We start from the raw sequence: 3269 nt of genomic DNA on the forward strand, positions 1-3269 counted from the left end.
TCGTAGAAGCCAATGTGTAATGATATTACACATTATATGATGAGAAAAATGTAATGGTTAGGAGATTACAGGAAAACCATCGTTTGATTGTAATGCTATATTGACTAGTCAATTAACATAAGGATTGATTATATAACGGAAAAATGTTGCTTTGAAGGGCTGATATAAATAGTACCCGTTGTGCATATGCCATACAGAAAAAAATAGGTTGTACATACTCCTGATAAAGAGTAACTTAAGGAAAGTATCTCACGCTTTCTCGGGGAATGTGCAACCTAAAATCTAATTACGACAGGATTTTTCAAATCTGCAAAAATTCACTACAACTTGCCTTAAGAGAAGGAAACAATCTTTTACGGTATGGAAAATCTACGAAAACTTCTGATCTTGAGATCGTTACCTTATCAATCACAGCAGAAATCTTACAAATCACCTCGGAAAATACACTATTTTCTATCCTAAAAAGTGATTATCCAAACTGGTTTTCCACCCTTGTTCATCGGAGCACTTACAATCGAAGACGTAGAAAATTGCAAACGTACATTTCACAGGTAGCTCAATCGATTGCCAAACAAATCAGTCCTGAGAATTCCACTTTCATACTCGATTCTATGCCTTTGCCTTTATGTGATCAGGTGAGAGTTTACCGAAACAACATAGGTACTAAAAATGGGGATCTACTGCCTTCGTACGGGTATCATGCCTCCCATAAGTGCTGGTATTTTGGGCGGTGCGCCGCTGCGATATAAATTACAAGTTATATTGACTCAAACTGGGGTTCCCACTGCCGTAGAAATTAATTCTGCTCATGTACATGATGTGCATTGCTTAGAACAATTAAAATTATTGCAACTATCTAATTGTCAGATCATTGCAGATAAAGGATATCTGTCTTTAAAACACCATCAAGAATTACTAACTGCTCATAACATTTCACTAATCACGCCTGTTCGTATAAATATGAAGAAAGAATCCAGCGGATGGTCGAATACCTATCAACGGATTCGAAAAAGAACGGTTCGCCGCTGCGATAGAGACCTTTTTCTCCCAGCTTTGCGATCAATTCTTTATTAAGAAAATAATTGCTAAGTCTTTTGAAGGGATTTGTGCCAGAGTATGCTCAAAGATCAGTGGAATAGCCGTATTGCAACTCATTAACTATCACAATAATAAACCGCTCAATCATTTGAAACATGCTCTAGCTTTGTAATATGAACAACGAGTATATTAATTATATTTTAGTAAAATACTATCTATCTTTTTTCACTATCACTTCCTGTGATTTTTTGTAAAATAACTCCCGTATTATTAGTCAATAGAATAGTTGGAATACTTCCATCGAAACTAAATATTTCATTTACATATAATCTATCGCTTTGATCTATAATTAGTTGCTGCCAAGGCATTTGTTCTTTGTTTAAGGATTTTTTCCATTTACTAGTGTTCTCATCTAAAGATATAGATGTAAATTTTACTTTTCCTTCTAAACCATATTTAGAATAAAGAACTTTTAAATGTGGAATTTCTTTTAGACAGGGTCCGCACCAAGACGCCCATAAAACAATTAAATTATACTTACTGTTATCTGTAAACATTCTCGTTTTTATTTCTTTTTCGTTTCTAAATATAACTTCATTACTTAATGCTTTTTTCACTCTTTTATTTACATAAATATACAAATCTTTACCCTTTTTACTATTTTTTACATCATCATTGAACTTAGAAAAAATACTATAGAAGTCATCATTACTTAAAGTAGATATTTTTTTTCTTAGTTCATATAAATAATAAAATGAATATGGATAACTTTCTACAATTGATTTTATTTTTTCTACGTTACTTATTGTTGAAAAGTTAGCCAAATCATTAAACATCACCTTCGATTGTTTTCCTATTTTTATACCTTCTCCTAGGTAGACTATTTTTATATTTTGGGGTAAAGTCAAATTAGAAGGTAAAAAATCTTTTAAATCACCATTTAAATTTATCCCATCTTCCAGTAATAAGTATTGTAGCTTAGTTTTTAATCCATTTTTATAAATTCTTGTATCAAATACCAAAATTCTTTTAACTCTATCATTGTCTACATGTTCAAACTGAATTAATTCTGGCTCACTATACAAAGATCTTTTTAATTTAAATGTAAATTTACCTTTTCTGGTTTTAGCTACATCAATTGTATCCCTTGTTTCATTAAGTATAAAAAGATTTCCATCTGGTAAGTTATTAATAGATCCGTTTATTTCAATTTTATCTTCTAAGCTTGAACAACTATTAAATATTACAATGAGCAGAAAAACAAAAATTTTATTCACGGTTATTTGTTGTTTATGATTTACTCAACGTATAAAAGTTAACTCGCCCAGTTTTAATTAATTATATAAAGACTGGGCGAGCCGGTAGTTGACTGATTACGCGCGACAATGGCTATAGCCGCTTTTGTTTGATAGCTTGATTTTAGATCCTAGACCTACATCACAATAACACCATCCCATATCACTTCGACAGCTTCCGCTAAATATCATACTTTCGCCACCGTTAAAAATATGCAATTGGCAACTGCCACTCTTGCAAAAAAAATCCCCTCCTACTAAACTTTTCATTTCAGTTCTACTTAAAGTAGACGAAGTGAAATTGGACATAGTCTTTTTCAACCCGTTGTGCGGATAGAGGCTGAAGAAAAAAGAGGTAGTAATAAGGAAGAAAAGATTGTACACGCTACTGAAAATGAGTAGATTAAGAGAGGTTCTCAAGCTTTCTTATCATGTACAATCTACTGACAAATTACCAACGGATTTTTCAAATCTGCAAAGATTCCTTAAATCATTATTTGGTATCTAACCATAATTTCACTGCGTATAGATATCCAGCTAAGATGTCTGATCTTGAGGTTATTAGTTTATCAATTACCGCAGAGGTATTAGGTATAGGTTCAGAAAATCTATTGTTTTCTATTTTAAAAACGGATTACAAGAGCAAATTCCCCCATTTAATTCACCGTACCAATTATAATCGCAGACGTAGGAAGTTGCAGCCTTATATTTCTCAAGTAGCTCAGAGAATTGGTCAACTCATTGATCCGCAGCCTAGCTTATACATACTTGATTCGATTCCGTTGCCTATTTGCCAACCTATCCGAATACCAAAATGTAAAATCAATAAAAATGATTCCGAATGTCTACCTTCTCGTGGGTATCATGCTTCCCACAAACAGTACTATTACGGCGACCGTCGCGCGGATTTAAGCTGCAAGTAATGTTAACGGATCG

The 3269-nt window shown here is 33.0% G+C and carries 2 protein-coding genes; one reads left to right on the forward strand and one right to left on the reverse strand.

Annotated elements, in window-relative coordinates; genetic code table 11:
• The first annotated feature begins 699 nt into the window (after positions 1-699).
• A complete protein-coding gene (locus tag BWI93_RS29370) occupies positions 700-1074 on the forward strand; it encodes a transposase (protein WP_176454113.1) in 375 nt (124 codons plus the stop codon).
• Between the two features lie 179 nt (positions 1075-1253).
• Here the strand turns inward: BWI93_RS29370 and BWI93_RS03025 are convergent, their stop codons facing one another.
• A complete protein-coding gene (locus BWI93_RS03025; RefSeq protein ID WP_094808690.1) occupies positions 1254-2315 on the reverse strand; it encodes a TlpA disulfide reductase family protein in 1062 nt (353 codons plus the stop codon).
• Positions 2316-3269: the final 954 nt, after the last annotated feature.

Source organism: Siphonobacter sp. BAB-5385, from assembly GCF_002261125.1.
Taxonomy (GTDB): Bacteria; Bacteroidota; Bacteroidia; order Cytophagales; family Spirosomataceae; genus Siphonobacter.